The 17,674-nt window shown below is 68.8% G+C and carries 20 protein-coding genes; 5 read left to right on the forward strand and 15 right to left on the reverse strand.

Going from position 1 to position 17,674, the window contains the following annotated elements; translation table 11 throughout:
- From WBL05_RS07780 to WBL05_RS07835, 12 genes are all read right to left on the reverse strand, one after another.
- Nucleotides 1-484: TspO/MBR family protein (locus WBL05_RS07780; RefSeq protein ID WP_424224972.1), on the reverse strand; the 484-nt coding region annotated here is incomplete at its 3' end.
- 19 nt (nucleotides 485-503) lie between these two features.
- Nucleotides 504-860 carry an iron chaperone gene (locus WBL05_RS07785; RefSeq protein ID WP_424224974.1) on the reverse strand — a complete coding sequence of 119 codons (357 nt, stop codon included), beginning with the start codon at nucleotides 858-860 and terminating at the stop codon, nucleotides 504-506.
- Nucleotides 861-1,079: 219 nt separating this feature from the next.
- The gene (locus tag WBL05_RS07790) at nucleotides 1,080-2,435 is read right to left on the reverse strand and encodes a DNA polymerase IV (protein WP_424224976.1); all 1,356 of its coding nucleotides are present in this window, start codon (nucleotides 2,433-2,435) and stop codon (nucleotides 1,080-1,082) included.
- Nucleotides 2,436-2,442: 7 nt separating this feature from the next.
- A complete protein-coding gene (locus WBL05_RS07795) occupies nucleotides 2,443-2,868 on the reverse strand; it encodes a MaoC family dehydratase (RefSeq protein ID WP_424224978.1) in 426 nt (141 codons plus the stop codon).
- Nucleotides 2,865-3,365, reverse strand: a complete 501-nt coding sequence (locus WBL05_RS07800; RefSeq protein ID WP_424224980.1) for a dihydrofolate reductase — start codon at nucleotides 3,363-3,365, stop codon at nucleotides 2,865-2,867. The genes WBL05_RS07795 and WBL05_RS07800 overlap by 4 nt, the downstream gene beginning before the upstream one ends.
- Before the next feature lie 10 nt (nucleotides 3,366-3,375).
- A complete protein-coding gene (locus WBL05_RS07805) occupies nucleotides 3,376-4,173 on the reverse strand; it encodes a thymidylate synthase (RefSeq protein ID WP_424224982.1) in 798 nt (265 codons plus the stop codon).
- Nucleotides 4,170-4,820, reverse strand: coding sequence for an RdgB/HAM1 family non-canonical purine NTP pyrophosphatase (gene rdgB / locus WBL05_RS07810; RefSeq protein ID WP_424224984.1), 651 nt, complete (start codon nucleotides 4,818-4,820; stop codon nucleotides 4,170-4,172). The genes WBL05_RS07805 and rdgB overlap by 4 nt, the downstream gene beginning before the upstream one ends.
- Nucleotides 4,817-5,545 carry a ribonuclease PH gene (gene rph / locus WBL05_RS07815; protein WP_424225037.1) on the reverse strand — a complete coding sequence of 243 codons (729 nt, stop codon included), beginning with the start codon at nucleotides 5,543-5,545 and terminating at the stop codon, nucleotides 4,817-4,819. Before rph ends, rdgB begins: the two co-directional genes overlap by 4 nt.
- Nucleotides 5,546-5,613: 68 nt before the next feature.
- Nucleotides 5,614-6,273 carry a LutC/YkgG family protein gene (locus WBL05_RS07820; protein ID WP_424224986.1) on the reverse strand — a complete coding sequence of 220 codons (660 nt, stop codon included), beginning with the start codon at nucleotides 6,271-6,273 and terminating at the stop codon, nucleotides 5,614-5,616.
- A complete protein-coding gene (locus WBL05_RS07825) occupies nucleotides 6,270-7,811 on the reverse strand; it encodes a lactate utilization protein B (RefSeq protein WP_424224988.1) in 1,542 nt (513 codons plus the stop codon). The genes WBL05_RS07820 and WBL05_RS07825 overlap by 4 nt, the downstream gene beginning before the upstream one ends.
- Complete coding sequence (locus WBL05_RS07830) at nucleotides 7,811-8,575, reverse strand: (Fe-S)-binding protein (protein ID WP_424224990.1); 765 nt, start codon at nucleotides 8,573-8,575, stop codon at nucleotides 7,811-7,813. Before WBL05_RS07830 ends, WBL05_RS07825 begins: the two co-directional genes overlap by 1 nt.
- 32 nt (nucleotides 8,576-8,607) lie before the next feature.
- A complete protein-coding gene (locus WBL05_RS07835) occupies nucleotides 8,608-10,296 on the reverse strand; it encodes an L-lactate permease (RefSeq protein WP_424224992.1) in 1,689 nt (562 codons plus the stop codon).
- 139 nt (nucleotides 10,297-10,435) lie between these two features.
- Between WBL05_RS07835 and WBL05_RS07840 the strand changes: the two genes are divergently transcribed.
- The 4 genes from WBL05_RS07840 to WBL05_RS07855 all read left to right on the forward strand — a co-directional run bounded on the left by WBL05_RS07840 (nucleotide 10,436) and on the right by WBL05_RS07855 (nucleotide 14,563).
- Complete coding sequence (locus WBL05_RS07840; RefSeq protein ID WP_424224994.1) at nucleotides 10,436-11,128, forward strand: FadR/GntR family transcriptional regulator; 693 nt, start codon at nucleotides 10,436-10,438, stop codon at nucleotides 11,126-11,128.
- A gap of 82 nt (nucleotides 11,129-11,210) precedes the next feature.
- A complete protein-coding gene (locus tag WBL05_RS07845) occupies nucleotides 11,211-14,039 on the forward strand; it encodes an FAD-binding and (Fe-S)-binding domain-containing protein (RefSeq protein WP_424224996.1) in 2,829 nt (942 codons plus the stop codon).
- A gap of 9 nt (nucleotides 14,040-14,048) precedes the next feature.
- On the forward strand, nucleotides 14,049-14,294 hold the full coding sequence (locus WBL05_RS07850; protein ID WP_424224998.1) for a DUF4177 domain-containing protein: 246 nt from the start codon (nucleotides 14,049-14,051) through the stop codon (nucleotides 14,292-14,294).
- Nucleotides 14,291-14,563 carry a DUF4177 domain-containing protein gene (locus tag WBL05_RS07855; protein WP_424225000.1) on the forward strand — a complete coding sequence of 91 codons (273 nt, stop codon included), beginning with the start codon at nucleotides 14,291-14,293 and terminating at the stop codon, nucleotides 14,561-14,563. The genes WBL05_RS07850 and WBL05_RS07855 overlap by 4 nt, the downstream gene beginning before the upstream one ends.
- Here the strand turns inward: WBL05_RS07855 and murI are convergent.
- The 3 genes from murI to clpS are packed head-to-tail and all read right to left on the reverse strand — an operon-like array spanning nucleotide 14,529 to nucleotide 16,262.
- Nucleotides 14,529-15,335 carry a glutamate racemase gene (murI, locus tag WBL05_RS07860; protein WP_424225002.1) on the reverse strand — a complete coding sequence of 269 codons (807 nt, stop codon included), beginning with the start codon at nucleotides 15,333-15,335 and terminating at the stop codon, nucleotides 14,529-14,531. The genes WBL05_RS07855 and murI overlap by 35 nt on opposite strands.
- A gap of 10 nt (nucleotides 15,336-15,345) precedes the next feature.
- Nucleotides 15,346-15,951: a DUF2017 family protein gene (locus WBL05_RS07865; RefSeq protein ID WP_424225004.1), complete on the reverse strand. Its 606-nt coding sequence runs from the start codon at nucleotides 15,949-15,951 to the stop codon at nucleotides 15,346-15,348.
- A complete protein-coding gene (gene clpS / locus WBL05_RS07870) occupies nucleotides 15,951-16,262 on the reverse strand; it encodes an ATP-dependent Clp protease adapter ClpS (RefSeq protein ID WP_424225006.1) in 312 nt (103 codons plus the stop codon). Before clpS ends, WBL05_RS07865 begins: the two co-directional genes overlap by 1 nt.
- 35 nt (nucleotides 16,263-16,297) lie before the next feature.
- Between clpS and WBL05_RS07875 the strand changes: the two genes are divergently transcribed.
- On the forward strand, nucleotides 16,298-17,668 hold the full coding sequence (locus tag WBL05_RS07875; RefSeq protein WP_424225038.1) for a nicotinate phosphoribosyltransferase: 1,371 nt from the start codon (nucleotides 16,298-16,300) through the stop codon (nucleotides 17,666-17,668).
- The last annotated feature ends 6 nt before the right edge of the window (nucleotides 17,669-17,674 follow it).

Consider the following 17,674-nt stretch of genomic DNA (forward strand, 5'->3'; position numbering starts at 1 on the left):
GGCCGCGGTTGCGCCGGGCGATCTCGGTCGACAGCACCGCGGCGAAGCTGCACCACAGCCCGTAGGGCGCCAACCGGTAGCCGCGCTGGCGGCGGACCGACCCGGCCCGGCGCACCAGGTCCCACGAGCTGACCGCCAGGGCGGCCGCCTCAACCGCGGCCAGCACCGGACGCTTGGCCGCGAAGAAGAGCGCGCTCCAGCCGAAGTTCAGGGCGAGGTTGACCAGGTGGGCCCGCCGGTATTCTTCAGCCTCGTCGGTGCTCCCGTCGTTCTCGAGTTCGCGGACGGTTTGCATCGCAGTCGCCGCGATGTCTGCGTACAGCGCGGTCCAGACGATCGGGAACAGCCAGCCGGGCGGCTGCCAGGCCGGCTTGTCGAGGGATTTGTACCAGTCGCTCTTGGGGTCGGTCACGATCGAGCCGGCCACCGCGCACGCGGCGGTGGAGAGGTACGGCCAGACCTTGCTGCTGTTCAGTTGTTCCATGTGGTCACGCTACGGCAGATCAGGTCGCCGAATCGCGTTGCTGGGCCACCCGGAACCGGACAATCCTGGCGATCAACTCGCGCGGCAACGGCTGGTCCAGCGGCAACTGGATGGCACCCTTGCTGTACCTGAGCCCCATCTCGTCGAGTTCGGCGGCCGCGAAGCGGACCCCGTCGGGTGCGGGATAGAAGCCGACGTGGTTCTTGCCCGGCCCGACGTGCACGAGGTTGCCGTTGAGGGTGAACGTGGGAAGCCCGTAGGAGATCTTCTCGCCGGCCTCGGGCACCAGCTCGCGGACCAGCGTGATCAGTTCGGCCATCAGTTCGCGTTGCGGCCCGGCGAACCCATCCAGGTATTCATCGATCGCGGTCCTCATTCCCTGATGGTAATCCGTGAGTACGGCCAGGGACAGGGCGCGCTGGGGCAGGGTTGCGCAGGGGATTTCCGGTTCGGGCACGCCAGAATCCGGTTTCAGCGATTCAACGGCCTGGATTGGCGATCGAGCGTGCCGTTTCCGGAATTCCCGCGGTCGAAGAACGCTGGGTGGGTCTGGCGTGGGCCGGCAGGCACTGATCCCGCCGGGCGGCCCACCAGGTCAGTGATCGGCGTCCTGGGGCAACTGCCAGGCCATCGGCAGCAGCGGTGCCGGGCGCAGCCCGGGGTCGTCGGCCGGCAGCGAGCGCACCGGCCCGACCCCGGTGAGCCGGGTCTCGAAGCGGACAGTGACCACGCCGTGGCCGGCACCCCATACCCAGCCGCGGCCGTGCAAGTCGTGCTCGACCTCCATCCCGGGCAGCCAGTCCCGCTCGGCACCGAACCGCCGCCGCATTGCCGGCACCGACCGAACCACCTGCTCGTCCACGCTGCTCGGTTCGTCCTCGGCCCAGAACAGTTCCTCCTGCGCGGCAGCGGTGAAGTTGCCGACCCCGACCCCGAGCAACCGCACCCCACCGGGGGTTTCCAGGCCAGCCAGCAGGCCCCTGGCGACGGCCCGGATCCGCTCGGTTGAATCGGTCGCGCCGTCCAGCGTGCGCGAGCGCGTCCAGGTGGTGAAGTCACCGAGCCTGACCTTGATGCTGACCGTGCGGGTGAACAACCCGGTCTTCCGCAGCCGTTCGGCGACGGTGGCCGCGTCCCGCTCGATCACCGCGACCATTTCGGCCGGGTCGACCAGGTCGGTGGCGAACGTGTCCTCCACCGAGATCGACTTCGCCTCACGGACGTGCTGCACCGGTCGGTCGTCGCGCGCGAACGCCAGCTCGTGCAGCACCGTGCCGGCCGCCTGGCCCAGCTCACGGACCAGCTCCTTGGGGCTGGCCCGTTGCAGGTCGGCCACCGTGGCGATGCCCAGCCGGGTCAGCCGGTCCATGGTCGCCGGGCCGACCCCCGGCACCACCCGCACCGGCAGCGGCGAGATCATCTCCAGCTCAGCGCCGGCCGGCACCACCAGTTGGCCATCGGGTTTGGCGGTCTCGGACGCCAGTTTTGCGATGAACTTGCTCGACCCGACACCCACCGATGCCCGCAGCCCCTCGGTGCGCCGGCCCACCTCGGCGCGCAGCCCGGTGACCAGATCGACCAGGCCGGCCGGCTCATCGGTTCCCAGGCCACCGGCGGCCAGGTCGACGTACGCCTCGTCCAGGCCCAGCGGCTCGACCACCGGGCTGAGCTCGCGCAGCAGCGCCATCACGATCCGGCTGGACTGCCGGTAGGCGTCGAACCGGCCGGCCAGGTAGGCGGCATGCGGTGCCCGCCGCCTGGCCTCGGCGGTCGACATCGCCGAGCGGACGCCGAAGACCCGCGCCTCGTAGCTGGCCGTGGCAACCACTCCCCGGCCACCGATACCGCCGACCACGACCGGCTTGCCGCGCAGACTGGGCTTGTCGCGCTGCTCGATCGAGGCGTAGAACGCGTCCAGGTCAAGGTGCAGGATCGACGGGGTGGCCCGCATGCCGTCCTCAGCCCAACGGCGCGTCGAAGAACTTCAGGATGTGGGTGGCCACCGCGCACAACTCATCGCGCTGGTTGCGGATCTCGATCGACGCGAACGTCTTCGCCTGCTCGTGGTCGACGGCGGTGATGGTGTAGGTGACGGTCAGGGTGTCGCCGATCAGCACGCCGGCGATGAACCGTACCCGGTCGTAGCCGTAGCTGACGCACGCCTGGCCGGCCCTGGCCTGGATCATCGTGGAGGTGGCCGAGGCCAAGCTCAACACCAGCATGCCGTGCGCGATCCGGCCCCCGTACGCGGTGGTGCGGCCGTACTCCTCATCGATGTGGTTGGGCGACAGGTCGCCGGTGATGCCGGCGAACAGGTAGACGTCCGATTCCCCGATGGTCTTGCTGAACCGGGCCTGATCGCCGACCGCCAGGTTGATCCTCATGCCTGCTCCTGCCTGCGCCGATAGTGGACGAAGTCGAACTCCTCGCGCCGGTTCCGGGAGACCTCGACCCAGACCGCCGGATCGATCTCGGGCAGCAGCACGTCTCCCTCGGCCGCCGCGGGCACTTCGGTCATGTCGAGCTCGTCCAGCCTTGACCAGAACTGCTGGAAGACCTGGCCGCCACCGATGACGTAGACCACGTCGTCCAGCCGGGACGCCACCTCGAGTGCCTCGTCGACCGAGCTGACGGCGTGACCGCGGGGCCGACCGTCCTCGTCGGCGGGGAAGTGGACCAGTTCGGGGTGCCGGGTGATCACGATGCTGGGCCGGCCTGGCAGCAGGCCGATGATGTCGTGAGTGCGGCGTCCCATGATCAGCGGGTGGCCCATCGTGACCCGCTTGAACCGGGCGAAGTCCTCCCGGAACTTGAACGGCTGGTCGTGGCCGTCACCGATGACCCGGTTGCTGGCCACGACCGCGATGGCGATGAGTTTCATGATCTTCCGCTCAGACCGCCACCGGCGCCTTGATCGGCGGGTGCGGGTCGTAGTCGAGCACCTTGATGTCGTCGAGGGTGAAGGCGTCGATCTGGCGGACGTCGGGGTTCAGCCACAGCCTGGGCAGCGGCCGCGGTTCGCGGCTGAGTTGCTCGGTGACCTGGTCGAGGTGGTTGTCGTAGATGTGGGCGTCGCCGAAGACGTGCACGAAGTCGCCGACGTCGAGGTCGCAGACCTGGGCGATCATGTGCGTCAACGCGGCGTAGGACGCGATGTTGAACGGCACCCCCAGGAACAGGTCCGCCGAGCGCTGGTAGAGCTGGCAGCTCAACCGGCCGTCGGCGACGTAGAACTGGAAGAACGCATGGCAGGGCGGCAACGCCATCTGCGGGATCTGCCCGACGTTCCAGGCCGACACGATGTGTCGGCGGGAGTCGGGGTTGGCCTTGATCGACTCGATGACCTGGGCGATCTGGTCGATGTGGCTGCCGTCGGGGGCCGGCCAACTGCGCCACTGGTAGCCGTAGATCGGCCCCAGTTCGCCGGTCTCGGGGTCGGCCCACTCGTCCCAGATGTGCACGTTGTTCTCGTGCAGCCAGGCGACATTGGTCGACCCGCGCAGGAACCACAGCAGTTCGCCGAAGATCCCCCTGGTGTACACCTTCTTGGTGGTCAGCAGCGGGAAGCCGGCCTGCAGGTCGAACCGCAACTGGTAACCGAAGACGCTGCGGGTGCCGGTGCCGGTCCGGTCGTCCTTGTGGATGCCGTTGTCGAGGACGTGTTGCAGCAGATCCAGATACTGCTTCACGCGCTCGCCTCCTGCCCGGTCTCGACCAGCACCTCGCGCAGCACCGGCACCATGGCCCGCAACGCCCTGCCTCGATGGCTGATGGCGTCCTTCTCCTCGGCGGTCAGCTCGGCGTTGGTGCGGGGCCGTGCGATCGGGGACGGCGGCTGCTCGTCGGCCCGGAAGATCGGGTCGTAGCCGAACCCCCGGGCACCCTTGGCGGCGTGCGTGATCCGGCCGGGCATCTCACCCCGGGTGGTGAACTCGCGGCCATCCGGCAGCGCCAGCGCCATCACGGCCACGAACCGGGCGGTGCGCCGGTCGTCCGGCACGTCGTCGATCTGGCGCAGCACCAGTTCCAGATTGGCGATGTCCTCCTGGTCGGGGCCGGCCCAGCGGGACGACCGCACCCCCGGCATCTGGTTCAGGGCGTCCACGCACAACCCGGAGTCGTCGGCCAGGGTCGGCAACCCGGTGTGCTGGACGCCGGCGCGGGCCTTGATCAGCGCGTTGCCCTCGAAGGTCCACTCGGTCTCGGCAGGCTCTGGATAGGGTTCGACGTCGCCGCAGCCGACCACCTCGATGTCCAGCGATTGCTCGGCGAGGATCCGGCGCAGTTCGGCCAGCTTCTTGGCGTTCTGGGTGGCCAACAGCAGCCGTGTCGTCATTTCAGCCCGCCACCTGACAAGGCGTCCTGCTGCAACCTGGTGAGCTCCGCGCAGCCCAGTTGGCCAAGGTCGAGCAACTGGTTGAGCTGATCGCGGTTGAACGGGGCGCCCTCGGCGGTGCCCTGCACCTCGATGAACTCGCCGGTGCCGGCGCAGACGATGTTCATGTCGACCTCGGCGGTGACGTCCTCGGCGTAGTTGAGGTCGAGCATCGGCACCCCGTCGACGATTCCGACGCTGATCGCCGACACCGATCCGGTCAGCGGTTCGCCGACCAGGGCGTTGCGGTCGCGCAGCCAGTCGACGGCGTCCGACAGGGCCAGGTAGGCGCCGGTGATGGACGCGGTGCGTGTGCCCCCGTCGGCCTGCAGCACGTCGCAGTCGATCACGATGGTGTTCTCGCCGAGCGCGGTGTAGTCGATGATGCCGCGCAGCGAGCGGCCGATCAGCCGGCTGATCTCGTGGGTGCGCCCGCCCACGCGTCCCCGGCGGGATTCCCGGTCACTGCGGGTGTTGGTGGCCCGCGGCAGCATCTCGTACTCGCTGGTCACCCAGCCGAGCCCGGAACCCTTGCGCCAGCGCGGCACACCTTCGGTGACCGAGGCGGCCACCAGGACGCGGGTGCGGCCGAACTCGACCAGCACCGATCCCTCGGCGTGGTCGAGCCAGCCACGGGTGAACTTCACCCCGCGTAGTTGGTCGGGACGGCGGCCATCGTTTCGCATGGTTTCGGGCACGATGCCGAGCTTACTCAGCCGTCGATATCCAGCCGCCGACCCTCGCCGATCGGCGATCACTGCGAGATGATCACGTGCAGCGTGCGGGGACCGTGTACCCCTTCCACCCGGCTGAGTTCGATGTCGCTGGTGGCGCTGCCGCCGCTGATCCAGGTGAGCGGCTGCCCTGCCAGCACCGCCGGCTTCAACCGGGCCACCGCCTCCGGCACCGCAGACACCACCTGGTCGGCCCGCACCACGCAGACGTGCACGTCGGGCACCAGGCTGAGCGCGCGGCGGCCCTGGTCGGCGGTGTGGTCGAGCATGATGGTGCCGGTCTGGGCTGCGCCCACCGCGGCCGCGGTGACCACCGAGTCGATCTCGTTGAGTTCGATGTTGCTGAGCGGGGCGTCCGGCCGGTCGACCACCAGCCGGATGCCGGACGCGGCGATGGCGTCCTGCCAGCTCTGCTCGATCCCGGGCGGGGCGACCACCGAGCCGACCTTCGCGGCCTGTAACGCGTCCACGATGGCCTGCGGCACCTCGTCGGCCGGGCACTGCACCACGGCCGCCTTGTAGTCGGCGACCTGCTCGGCGAACAGCTCCACGATGTCGCGGCCGACGTCGACGGGCTGCCCGTGCCGCCAGGCGACCGGGCTGTCGGTCTCGATGTCACCGGGCGGTACGTCGCGCAGCGCCGTCCGCACCCGGGAGAGGATCTCTTCCTTCGCGCTCACTTGTGGTCTCCTCGGTTCTTCTTCCACCACTGGCGGAAGGTCTGGTCGGGCAGCATCGGCACGTCCCGTGCGCTGGTCCAGCGCGACAGCGGCGCCGGCATCGCACCGAACTTCTGGACGCCGAGCAGTCTGCCCAGCACCGCCGAGGCGGCCATCGAGCCGCGACCGGCCAGTTCCAGGTGCTTGTGGTCGTCCATCACCCACGACGCCGCCTTCATCAACTGCGGTTCGGCGGTCTTCGGCAGGTGCGGTGGGTCGGCCTTCTTCGCCTCCACCACCCGGTGCCGCTCGTGCACCAGCAGGTCTGAGATCGGGATCCTGACCGGGCAGACCTCGTTGCAGGCACCGCACAGGCTGGACGCGTACGGCAGCGACCGGTCGATCTCGGACGCTGTGCCCCGCAACTGCGGGTTGAGGATGGCACCGATCGGACCCGGGTAGACCGAGCCGTAGGCGTGGCCACCGGCGCGTTCGTAGACCGGGCAGATGTTCAGGCAGGCCGAGCAGCGAATGCAGCGCAGCGCGGCCCGTCCGACCGGGTCAGCCAGTGCATTGGTGCGGCCGTTGTCGACCAGCACCACGTGGATCGACTGCGGGCCGTCGCCCGGGGTGACGCCGGTCCAGATGCTGGTGTACGGGTTCATCCGCTCGCCGGTGGAGCTGCGCGGCAGCAGCTGCAGGAAGACCTCCAGGTCTTCGAAGGTCGGCACGATCTTCTCGATGCCTACCACCGAGATCAGGGTCTGCGGCAACGTCAGGCACATCCGGCCGTTGCCCTCGGACTCGACCACCACCAGCGAGCCGGTCTCGGCGACGATGAAGTTGGCGCCCGAGGTCGAGGTCTGGGCCCGCATGAACTTGTTGCGCAGGTGGATGCGGGCGGCCGCCGCTAGGTGGGCCGGTTCGTCGTCCAGCCCTTCCGGGGCGGGGGTGCCGTAGCGGCCCATCTCGTGCAGGAAGATCTCGCGCACCTCGGCCCGGTTGCGGTGGATCGCCGGCACCAGGATGTGGCTTGGCCGGTCGTGACCCAGCTGGACGATGAGCTCGGCCAGGTCGGTCTCCCAGGCGGCGATCCCGGCCTCCTCCAGTGCCTCGTTCATGTCGATTTCCTGGGTGACCATCGACTTGACCTTGACGATCTCGTCCTCGCCGGTCTGTCTGACCAGGTCGATGACGATCCGGTTGGCCTCCTCGGCGTCCCGGGCCCAGTGCACCACCCCGCCGGCCCTGGTGAAGTTCTCCTCGAACTGCAGCAGGTAGTCGTCCAGGTGGCGGCCGGCCCGGGTCTTGATCTGTTCGCCGGCTTCGCGCAGGTCTTGCCAGTTGTCGAGTTCGCCGACCACCCGGGCCCGCTTGTTGCGGATCGTGGTGGTGGCGTGCCGCAGGTTCGCCCGCTGCTGCTGGTTGGCCAGCGCCGCCTTGACCGCGACCTGGAACCGGGGCGAGTCGATCAGCTCACCGGGTGGCGGTGCCGGGGTGCGGCGCTCCTGCTCCGGTTGCTGGCCGGCCCGGGATTGCCGTCCGGTGTCGGTGCTCATCAGTTGCCCCCTTCGGTCTGGGCGAGGATCTCGACCAGGTGGATCGGCTTGACGCCGGCCCGTGTTCTGTTCAGGACGCCGGAGATGTTCAGCAGGCACAGGTTGTCGCCGGCCACCAGGTACTCGGCCCCGGTGCTGGCGACGTTGCGTGCCTTGTCACCTGCCATGGCGACCGACATGTCCGGGTTCTTCAGCGAGAAGGTGCCGCCCATGCCGCAGCACTGATCGGCACTGGGCAGGTCGAGCAGGGTGATGCCGCGCACCGCCTTGAGCAACTGCAGCGGCTTGTCACCCACCTTCGCGATCCGCAACGAGTGGCAGGACGGGTGGTAGGTCACCCGGTGCGGGAAGTACGCGCCCACGTCGGTGACGCCCAGCACATCGACCAGGAACTCGCTGATGTCGTAGGTGCGGGCGGCCACCGCGGCCACCCGGTCGCCGATCGCGTCGCCGGCGTCCCGCCTGGCCAGCATCTCGTGCTGGTGGCGCACCGAGCCGACGCACGACCCGGACGGCCCGACGATGTGCTCGTACCTCTCGAACGCCTTCAGGTAGTTCTTCACCGAACCCATGGCCTCGTCGTAGTAGCCGGTGTTGGTGAAGATCTGCCCGCAGCAGGTCTGCTCGAGGGGGAACTCGACCTGGCAGCCGAGCCGCTCCAGCAGCTGCACGGTGGCGATCGGGGTTTGCGGGAACATCACGTCGTTCGCGCAGGTGGCGAACAGCGCCACCTTCAGACCTCTTCGGGTGCTAGTGGCAGTCATGAATGACCTCCTCCTTGAGGTGTTCGTCCAGCTTACGGGGTCGGGATCATCCAGCCGAGGACGGGCGTGGATTGCAGCCCGATGATCAGGCAGAGGAACGCCAGCAGGCCGAGGCTCCAGGGCAGGCACCTGCGCAGGATGTCGGACTCCTTGCCGACCAGGCCGACCGCGCTCGCGGCGATGGCCAGGTTCTGCGGGCTGATCATCTTGCCGACCACACCGCCGGAGGTGTTGGCCGCGACCAGCAGGGTGGGCTCGACACCGATGTTCTCGGCGGCGGTCTGCTGCAGGGTGGCGAACAGGGCGTTGGCCGAGGTGTCCGAACCGGTGACGGCGGTGCCGATCCAGCCCAGGATCGGTGACAGGAACGCGAACGCTGCGCCGGTGCCGGCGATCCAGTAACCGATGGTGATGGTCTGGCCGGAGAAGTTCATCACGTAGGCGATGGCCAGCATCGAGCCGATGGTCAGGAACGTCCAGCGCATCTTGTACACCTGCCGGCCGAAGACGCGGATGGCGGTCATCGGGTGCATCCGGTAGACGATGGCGACCAGGATGCCGGTGATCAGCATCAGGCTGCCCGGGCCGCTGAGCCACGGGAAGTTGTAGATGGTGCTCATGTTCGGATCGCCGGCGCCGGTGAGGATGCGCGCGGTGTCGCCGTCCCACAGACCGGGCCAGGGGATCTTGATGTCGGTGGTGGCCAGCCAGGTCTTGACCGAGGGCACCAGCTTGGCGACGGTGAAGATCGCGATGACCAGGATGTAGGGCAACAGCGCCATGCCGACCTTGTTGCGGGTGACGGTCTGGACGGCCTTGTTCTCCACGATGGTGGTGCTGTTGTAGCCGGAGGCGGCCTCGGTGGTCTTCATGTCGAGCAGACGCTGGGCGGCCTCCTCGGTGCCCTTGGGCTTCCAGAACTGCAGGAAGACCACGCCGGCGGCGGCGCCGACCAGGGCGGCGACGATGTCGGTGAGCTCGACCGACAGGTAGGTGGCGCTGATCCACTGGGCGACGGCGAAGCTGACACCGATCACCAGGGCGGCCGGCCAGACCTCGCGGACGCCGCGCTTGCCGTCGACGATCAGCACCAGCAGGATCGGCACGAACCAGGCCAGCAACGGGGTCTGGTGGCCGACCATGGCGCCGATGAAGTTGTAGTCGATGCCGGTCAGGTTGCCGGCGGTGATGATCGGGGTGGCGATGGCGCCGAACGCGACCGGGGCGGTGTTGGCCAGCAGGACGGTGATCGCTGCGCGCAGCGGCGGGTAGCCGATCGACATCAGCATCACGCCGGTGATCGCCACCGGGGCGCCGAAGCCGGCCAGGGCCTCCATCAGGCCGCCGAAGCAGAAGGCGATCAGGATGGCCAGGATCCGCGGGTCCTCGGAGATGACGTGGAACGCGGACCGCAGGTCTTCGAAGTGGCCCGACTCGACGGTCAGCTCGTACATCCAGATCGCGGCGAGCACGATCCAGGTGATCGGGAAGATGCCGAAGGCGAAGCCCTGGGTGGCCGACAGCAGGGCCAGGTCAGCAGGCATCTGGTAGGCGAAGATCGCGACCAGGATGGCGACCGCAACTGTGGTCAGGCCGGCCCAGTGCGCCTTCCAGCGCAGGGCGCCCAGTGTGACGAAGATCGTCAGGAGCGGTAGTAGTGCCACCAGTGCCGACAACGTCAGGTTGCCGTTCAGGGGCGCGAGATCGGGCTGGAATTGCATCGGCGGAACTCCATTGTGTCGCGAGGCGGATTGAGTTTGGGCACCATAGTTCCGAAAGGTCTGACCGTTGTCAAGATCTTCCCGGCGCCCCGCCGCCATGGTTGAATTGGCCAACACCCGCCCGCCGAACGGAGGCCACGTGAAGGCTTACGAGGTGGTTCGCAACCACATCGAGCAGCAGATCCTCGCCGGCGAACTGCACGTCGGCTCGACGTTGATGCCCGAGCGCGAACTGGCCCAACTGCTCGGTGTCAGCCGGACCGCGGTCCGGGAGGCGCTGCGCACCCTGGAGGCCCAGGGCCTGGTGACCTCCCAGGTCGGGGCGGGCCCGCAGTCGGGCACCAGGATCGCCGACCGGCCCTCCCCCGCGCTGGCCAAGCTGCTGCAGATGCATGTCGCACTGTCCCAGTTCCCGATCGACGACGTGGTCGAGGCCCGGGTCATGCTGGAACGCCGCAATGTGGAGTTGGCTTCGGCGAATGCCGACGCCGACGACCTGGCGCGGCTGGGTGACCTGCTGGGCAGCATGGAGGATCCGCAGATGGGGATCGAGGAGTTCAACCGGCTCGACACCGCCTACCACGTCGGCATCGCCGAACTCGGCGCCAATCAGCTCGTCATCGTGCTGACCACCGCGGTCCGCCAGGCGCTCGCGGTGCCGATCCGGGAGGCCAGCCTCCGGCTGCCCGACTATCCGGCCTTCCGGCGCGACCTGATCCGTCAGCACCGCCGCATCTTCGAGGCCGTCGCCAGCCGCGACGCCGCCCGCGCGGCCGACGTGATCGAGGAGCACATCCGCTACGCGTACACGATCCTGCCGATGTCGAGTTGAGCCGGACCCACCCCCCGGGGGTTCCACGCGGGCGCGTGGTGAACTATGGTCTAACCAATAATGCGACCAGGAGTAACCGCCAATGACTGTCATCAGCTCCCGCACCCAATTGACCGACGTCCCAATGGCCACCGTCGAGGAACTGGCCGCCGCACTGGGTTCCGACACCGAAGTGACCACCCGCGCCCTCGATCGATTCGCGATCTCGGTGGACGCGTCCCACTACCTTGCCGTGCCACAGGCGCTGGCCCGCCCGCGCACCGCAGCTCAAGTTGGTCTGGCCATGGCGCTGGCCGTGCGGGCCGGCTGGCCGCTCACGCTTCGCGGCGGCGGCAGCAGCCTGTCAGGGCAGGCGATGGCCAAGGGCCTGGCCCTCGACGTGCGCCGCCACTTCCGCGACATCGAGGTCCTCGACAACGGCGCACGGGTCCGCACGCAGCCAGGCGCCACCGTCCGACAGGTCAACTCCCGGCTGGCTCGGTACCGCTACAAGCTCGGCCCCGACCCGGCCAGTGAGATCGCCTGCACGATCGGCGGCATGGTGGCCAACAACTCCTCCGGCATGACCTGCGGGACAACGGCCAACACCTACCGCACCGTGGAGTCGATGGTGGTCGTGCTGCCCAGCGGCACGGTGGTCGACACCGGCGCCCCGGACGCCGACGCACTGCTGCGCTCGGCGGAGCCCGAGCTGGTGGCCACCCTGGAACAGGTGCGCGACCAGCTGCGGCGTCCCGAGATGGCCGCCGACATCGCCCGCCGGTGGTCGATCAAGAACACCATGGGCTACGGTATGAACTCGTTCATCGACTTCGACGAACCGGTGAAGATCCTCGAGCACCTGATGGTCGGCAGCGAAGGCACGCTGGGCTTCGTCGCCGAGGCCACCTTCCGCACCGTGCCGGTTCGTCCGAAGACGGCGACCGGCTTCCTGCTGTTCAACTCCATGGAGGCAGCGACCGACGCCCTGCCGGTGCTGGTCAACAGCGGCGCCGACGTGGTCGAGCTGCTCGACTCGGCGTCCATCCTCGCGATGGGCGAGGACGCCAGGTCTGTGCTGCCGGCGAACCTGCAGGTGACCGGCCAGGCCAGCCTGCTGGTGGAGTACCAGGGCGACACCGATGACGAACTGGCCGACCGCTCCCGGGAAGGTTTCGCCCGGTTCGCCGACTTCGATCTTTACGCCGACCCCGAGATGACCCAGGACCCGGCCCGCCGGGAGCAGATGTGGACCATGCGCAAGGGCCTGTACACCAAGATCGCCTGGAACCGTCCCAAGGGCACCGCGGCCCTGCTGGAGGACGTGGCGGTACCGATGGAGCGGCTGGGCAGCGTCTGCAGCGAGCTGCAGGTGCTGTTCGACAAGCACAACTACGAAGGCGCGGTGATCTTCGGGCACGCCAAGGACGGCAACATCCACTTCCTGGTCACCGAGGACTTCGACGGCCCGGTGTCGATGAAGCGCTACGAGGACTTCACCGAGGACATGGTCCAGCTGGTCCTTGATCGGCAGGGCACCCTGAAGGCCGAGCACGGCACCGGTCGCATCATGGCCCCGTTCGTGCAGCGGCAGTACGGCGACGAGTTGTACCAGGCCATGTGGCGGGTGAGGCGGTCATGCGACCCGGCCAGCATCCTGAACCCGGGCTCGGTACTGACCGACGACCCCGACCAGCACCTGAAGGACATCAAGCGGACCAACCCGGTGCGTCCGGTGATCGACGACTGCGTGGAGTGCGGCTACTGCGAACCGGTTTGCCCAAGCCAGCACCTCACCACCACCCCGCGGCAGCGGATCGTGGTGCAGCGGGCCATCGCCCAGGCCCAGGCTGAGGGCGACGCCGCGTTGGTGGCCGAGCTGGAGCGCGACCAGCGCTACTCGGTGGTGCAGACCTGCGCCGTCGACGGCATGTGCCAGACCGCCTGCCCGGTACAGATCAACACCGGCGACCTGGTCCGCAACCTGCGCGCGGAGGCCGCGCCGAAGGTGCTCGACTTCGCCTGGAAGCAGGCCGCCCGGGTCTGGGACCCGTTCACCAGGGTCGCCTCGGTGGGCATGACGGTGGTCGACAAGGTGCCCACCCCGCTGGTGCGGGGTGTGCTGGGCGTCGCCCGCAAGGTGACCAGCGCCGACCTGATCCCCACCCTGTCCGCCGAGCTGCCCCCCGGCGGCGAGGTGCGCCGACCGCAGCACAGCAGCAGCCCCGAGGCTGTCTTCATGCCGGCCTGCGTGGGCACCATGTTCGCCTCCGGCAAGGACGGCAGCAAGGGTGTCGGGCATGCCCTGTTGAGGCTGGCCGACCGGGCCGGCGTGCGGCTGGAGGTGCCGGACGAGATCGGCTCGCTGTGCTGCGGCACGCCCTGGAAGTCGAAGGGCATGCTGTCGGGTGAGAAGCACATGGACGCCCGGCTGGCCCGAGTCCTCGGCGAGGCCACCAACAACTGGGAGCTGCCGATCATCTGCGACAACGTCAGTTGCACCGAGGGCATCCAGATCGCGCTGCGCCACCAGGGTGTGGAGAACGCAACCGTGCTGGACGCCACCACCTTCGCGGCCCAGAAGATCGCGCCGAAGCTGCCCGAACTGCCGCGCGAGAAGCTGGCCGTGGTACACCCGACGTGCTCCAGCACCCGGCTGGGCAGCAACGATGCGCTGATCGTGCTGGCCGGGCTGGTCGCCGACCAGGTGGTCGTCCCGGACGGCTGGCGGTGCTGCGCGTTCGCCGGTGACCGGGGGCTGCTGCACGAGGAGCTGACGGCGTCCGCCACTGCCGACGAGGCGGCTGCGGTCGCGGAGCTGGACGCCCAGTTGTACCTGTCGTGCAACCGGACCTGCGAGCTCGGCATGACCAGGGCCACCGGACGCACCTACGTGCACGTACTGGAGGAGATCGCCAGCCGGGCCTTGTAGCCTCGGTGCATGTACGAGTACGTGATCGACACCATCGAGATGGTCACCCGCGGTTTTCGCTGGGTGCCGGCCGTCGAGCCGGGTGAGGTCATCGCGCGTCGTGCCGGGGAGGGTTGGCGGTTCTGCCAGATCTACATCCCGCCGAACTCCTCCGGCATGGCGCAGCAACTCCAGATCATCTTCGAGCGCCCCGCCAGTGGTCCCCGCGACCGGTCGAGCGCCGATGCCGGCTCCCAGCAATGGCCACAGCGATGAGCGCGCCATCGACGGGGCCAGGTTTCGAGTACGACTTCGCCACCATCACGTTCGGCATTCTGGGCAAACCCCAGCCCAACTACCACGAGGTGATCAGGGCCAGGGCCGCCGAGGGCTGGCGGCTGGCGCAGATGGTGCGGCTGCCCACCGACCAGGTCGAACTGGTCTTCGAACGCCCGTCCCGCGGCCCGCAGGACGCCACCCGGGCCGACGGCCCGGCGCAGCAGTGGAACCTCAGCAGCCCACCTCCACCTGCTGAACGTCGCTGACGAAGCCGCCCATCAGTCGGCTGCCCAGCCCCTCGAAGCGTTCCGGGTTGCCGGTGGTGACGAACCGGCGGACCGCCCGGCGTCCGGCGTCGCGCAGCAGACCGCGGCGTTGCAGCACCGCGAAGGTGGCCCGCGCGCACTCGTCGGCGCTGCTGACCAGGGTGACCTCGTCGCCCATGATGTAGCTGATCACGCCGGACAGCAGCGGGTAGTGGGTGCAGCCCAGGATCAGGGTGTCGACCTGCTGTTCCTTGAGCGGGGTCAGGTACTCCTGCGCCACCGCCATCAGCGCGTCCCCGGTGGTGATGCCCTCCTCGACGAATGGCACGAACAGCGGGCAGACCTGGGTGACCACCCGCACCGGGGACGCCGCCAGCGCGTCGTTGTAGCTGCGCGAGGTGGCGGTGGCCTGGGTGCAGATCACCCCGACCTGCCGATCCCGGCTGGTGGCGGCCGCCTTGCGGGCGGCCGGCAGGATCACCTCGACGATGGGCAGGTCGTAACGTTCCCGGGCGTCCCGCAGCGCCGCGGACGAGCCGGTGTTGCAGGCGATCACCAGGATCTTCACGCCCTGTTCGACCAGCCAGTCCAGGCATTGCAGGGTGTACTCGCGCACTTCGGCGATCGGACGGGGACCGTAGGGGGTGCGGGCGGTGTCGCCGAAGTAGATGACGTCCTCGTGGGGTAGCAGGTCGACGATTGCCCGGGCGACGGTCAGCCCGCCGAAACCCGAGTCGAAGATCCCGATCGGCAGTTGCGCGGCATCACTCACCCGACCCACTCTATTCCTGGGCCACCAGCAGCGACTCCTGCACCCAGCCGAGCCATTCATAGATCGAGTAGAGCCAGCTGCGCGGATCATCGTCGGGCAGCTCGGCCACCCGCTCGGCGTCCTCGGCATCGGAGATATTCATCCGCACCGCCAGTGCCAGCCGGACGTTGGTCAGGGTCTTGAGCCAGGCAGTCACGTGGGACTGCGGGATCGAACAGTACCCGCCGTCGAGGACACTCTGCAGGTCACCGAGCATGGCCCGGGCGGCGGCCACCTTGTCGTCGAGTTGGGCCGCGCGGGTGAACCGGTGGAAGTCGTGGCTGGCCGCCGGGTCGTGGGGATAGGGATCGGGGAACAGCCGCTGCAGCACCGGGTCGAGGGTGGGCTCGTCGGCGAAGTACTCCCCGCCGTAGAAGTTCATCTCCCGCTCCAGCCGGACGAAGACGTCGTCGTTCGACGACGCCGGCACCAGCCGCTGGGTGCCCGGCCCGTTGCCGCCCGGCAGGTCGGCCAGCAGCAGTTCGATCAGCTGGCTGAGCAGGCCCTGCAGCAGGTCGAGCTCGGCGTCCTCGAACTCGCAATTGACCACACCGCGGTGCCGTCGGAAGGCACGCATCAAGTGCCCCGGTCCAGCGTCGCCCAGAGCCCGTAGCTGTGCATCGCCTGCACGTCCCGCTCCATCGATTCGCGCCCACCCGCCGAGACGATCGCCTTGCCCTCCATGTGAACCTGCATCATCAGGCGCTCGGCACGCTCGCGTGAGTAGTGGAAATAGCTGCTGAAGACGTGGGTGACGTAGCTCATCAGGTTGACTGGGTCGTCCCACACGATGGTCACCCACGGCTGTACGGTTCCGGTCTGGTCGACCGTCCGCTCGTCCACCGCGGTGTTACCCGCTGGACGCACCGGAGTTGCTTCGCTGGCCATGTGCCCATTGTGGCCCATCCCGCCAAGCGCGGAGGATTAAGGTGAACGCCATGACCTCGACCGCGCTGCTGACCGACATGTATGAGCTGACCATGATCAAGGCCGCCATGCGCGCCGGCACCGCCTTTCGTCGCTGCACCTTCGAGCTGTTCCCCCGCCGGCTGCCCATCGGTCGTAGCTACGGTGTGGTCGCCGGCACCGGCCGGGCGCTGGAGGCGATCCAGCAGTTCCGCTTCGGCGACGCCGAGATCAGCTTCCTTCGCGAGCGCGGCATCGCCGACGACCGGCTGGCCGAGTGGCTGGCCGACTACCGGTTCAGCGGCAACATCCGCGGTTACGGCGAGGGTGAGCTGTTCTTCTCGGGCTCGCCGGTGCTGGTGGTGGAGGGCAGCTTCGCCGAGGTGGTGCTGCTGGAGACCCTGATGCTGTCGATCTTCAACCACGACTCCGCGGTGGCGTCGGCCGCGTCCCGGATGACGCTGGCGGCCGAGGGACGCCCGATCATCGAGATGGGCGGCCGCCGCACCCACGAGTGGGCCGCGGTGGCCTCGGCGCGGGCGGCCTGGATCGCCGGGTTCGGGTCGAGTTCCGACCTGGAGGCCGGCCGCAGCTGGGGCATCCCGGTCAGTGGCACTGCGGCGCACGCCTTCACCATGCTCTTCGACACCGAGGAGGACGCCTTCCGGGCCCAGCTCGAGGCGATGGGCGTCAACACCACCCTGCTGGTCGACACCTACGATGTGGACGAGGCGATCAGGCTGGGCGTCCGGCTGACCGACGGCAGGCTGGGCGCCATCCGGCTCGACTCCGGCGACCTCAGCGTCGAGGTGCACCGGGTGCGGGCGCTGCTGGACTCGCTGGGCGCCACCCACACCCGGATCATCGTCACCAACGACCTGGACGAGTACCAGATCGCGGCCCTGCGCGGCGCTCCGGTCGACGGCTTCGGGGTGGGTACCTCGGTGGTCACCGGCTCGGGGCACCCGACCTGCGGCATGGTGTACAAGATCGTCAGCCGGGCCGACTCCGACGACCCAGATGCCCCGCAGCACCCGGTGGCGAAGCGGTCGACCAGCAAGAGCACCATCGGCGGCCGCAAGACCGTGATGCGCCAGATCGGTGAGGACGGCAAGGCCACCGCCGAGGTGATCGGCATCGACGTCGAACCCCGCGCCGACAGCAACGACCGGATGGTGCTGATCGAACTGGTGCGCAACGGCGAGGTGGTGGGTGCCGAGCCGCTGCAGGCCGCCCGGGATCGGCACGAGCGGGCCCGCGCCGAACTGCCGCTGAGCGGCCGCCGGATCAGCCGCGCCGAGCAGGCCATTCCGACTGTCTACCTGCAGGCCAGCGGCGAGGCGGTCGACAACGTCTACCTGGCCGGTCAGCCCCCGGCCAACCTGTGACGATAG

The organism is Brooklawnia sp. (genome assembly GCF_049651565.1).
Lineage (GTDB): Bacteria > Actinomycetota > Actinomycetes > Propionibacteriales > Propionibacteriaceae > Brooklawnia.

Excerpts from the sequence above, each read along its gene's own strand:
- WBL05_RS07785 (WP_424224974.1), bottom strand. The coding sequence starts at position 860 with ATGAGGACCGCGATCGATGAATACCTGGATGGGTTCGCCGGGCCGCAA.
- WBL05_RS07790 (WP_424224976.1), bottom strand. The coding sequence starts at position 2,435 with ATGCGGGCCACCCCGTCGATCCTGCACCTTGACCTGGACGCGTTCTAC.
- WBL05_RS07795 (WP_424224978.1), bottom strand. The coding sequence starts at position 2,868 with ATGAGGATCAACCTGGCGGTCGGCGATCAGGCCCGGTTCAGCAAGACC.
- WBL05_RS07800 (WP_424224980.1), bottom strand. The coding sequence starts at position 3,365 with ATGAAACTCATCGCCATCGCGGTCGTGGCCAGCAACCGGGTCATCGGT.
- rdgB (WP_424224984.1), bottom strand. The coding sequence starts at position 4,820 with ATGACGACACGGCTGCTGTTGGCCACCCAGAACGCCAAGAAGCTGGCC.
- rph (WP_424225037.1), bottom strand. The coding sequence starts at position 5,545 with ATGCGAAACGATGGCCGCCGTCCCGACCAACTACGCGGGGTGAAGTTC.
- WBL05_RS07825 (WP_424224988.1), bottom strand. The coding sequence starts at position 7,811 with ATGAGCACCGACACCGGACGGCAATCCCGGGCCGGCCAGCAACCGGAG.
- WBL05_RS07830 (WP_424224990.1), bottom strand. The coding sequence starts at position 8,575 with ATGACTGCCACTAGCACCCGAAGAGGTCTGAAGGTGGCGCTGTTCGCC.
- WBL05_RS07835 (WP_424224992.1), bottom strand. The coding sequence starts at position 10,296 with ATGCAATTCCAGCCCGATCTCGCGCCCCTGAACGGCAACCTGACGTTG.
- WBL05_RS07845 (WP_424224996.1), top strand. The coding sequence starts at position 11,211 with ATGACTGTCATCAGCTCCCGCACCCAATTGACCGACGTCCCAATGGCC.
- WBL05_RS07850 (WP_424224998.1), top strand. The coding sequence starts at position 14,049 with ATGTACGAGTACGTGATCGACACCATCGAGATGGTCACCCGCGGTTTT.
- WBL05_RS07855 (WP_424225000.1), top strand. The coding sequence starts at position 14,291 with ATGAGCGCGCCATCGACGGGGCCAGGTTTCGAGTACGACTTCGCCACC.
- WBL05_RS07865 (WP_424225004.1), bottom strand. The coding sequence starts at position 15,951 with ATGCGTGCCTTCCGACGGCACCGCGGTGTGGTCAATTGCGAGTTCGAG.
- clpS (WP_424225006.1), bottom strand. The coding sequence starts at position 16,262 with ATGGCCAGCGAAGCAACTCCGGTGCGTCCAGCGGGTAACACCGCGGTG.